Annotated in this window: 1 protein-coding gene; it reads left to right on the top strand. The window is 61.6% G+C overall.

Annotated features, from left to right (window positions below; all coding sequences use genetic code 11):
* Positions 1-398 (top strand): AAA family ATPase (locus D7V77_RS42925; RefSeq protein ID WP_120581793.1); only part of this gene is annotated, 398 nt, incomplete at both ends.

The raw sequence follows: 398 nt of genomic DNA, 5'->3' as shown, positions 1-398 counted from the left end.
GTTGATCGACGAGAACAACAACAGCGTCACGTTTGCTGACGTGGCGGGCTGCGATGAATCGAAGGAAGAAGTCGTCGAACTGGTTGACTTCCTGAAAGATCCGCAGAAATTCCAGAAGCTGGGCGGGCGTATCCCGCGCGGCGTGCTGCTCGTGGGGCCTCCGGGTACCGGCAAGACGCTGCTGGCGCGCGCCATTGCCGGCGAGGCCAAGGTGCCGTTCTTTAGTATTTCCGGTTCGGACTTCGTTGAAATGTTCGTTGGCGTGGGCGCAGCCCGCGTGCGCGACATGTTTGAAAACGCCAAGAAGCAGGCGCCCTGTATCGTGTTCATCGATGAGATCGATGCGGTTGGCCGCCATCGTGGCGCCGGCATGGGCGGCGGCAACGACGAGCGCGAGC

The sequence above is a fragment of the Corallococcus sp. CA041A genome, from assembly GCF_003612075.1.
In the GTDB taxonomy this organism is placed as follows: Bacteria; Myxococcota; Myxococcia; order Myxococcales; family Myxococcaceae; genus Corallococcus; species Corallococcus exiguus.
This window is presented reverse-complemented; position numbering and strand designations above follow the sequence as displayed.